The 249-nt window shown below is 69.5% G+C and carries 1 protein-coding gene and 1 pseudogene; both read left to right on the forward strand.

Going from position 1 to position 249, the window contains the following annotated elements; genetic code table 11:
* Window positions 1–89 (forward strand): 3-hydroxyacyl-CoA dehydrogenase family protein (locus B2J89_RS22285; RefSeq protein ID WP_169170900.1); only part of this gene is annotated, 89 nt, incomplete at its 5' end.
* 82 nt (window positions 90–171) lie between these two features.
* Window positions 172–249: pseudogene (locus B2J89_RS23080) on the forward strand (organic hydroperoxide resistance protein); the annotation flags it as partial.

Consider the following 249-nt stretch of genomic DNA (forward strand, 5'->3'; position numbering starts at 1 on the left):
GCAAGTACCGCCCCTGCCCGCTGCTCAAGGAAATGGTCGCCGCCGGCCGCCTGGGCCGCAAGAGCGGTCAAGGGGTGTATAGCTACTGAGAGCGGCCCCGCGGGCGCTGAGCGCACGCCAACCTGCCCCCACCGCCCGTGCAAGCGGGCATCCACTGCAAAGGAAGCCACCATGACCCAGCTCGAAAAAGTCCTCTACACCGCCAAGGCCCACACCACGGGCGGGCGCGACGGCGCTTCGCGCAGCGAC

The organism is Acidovorax sp. SRB_24 (assembly GCF_012931925.1).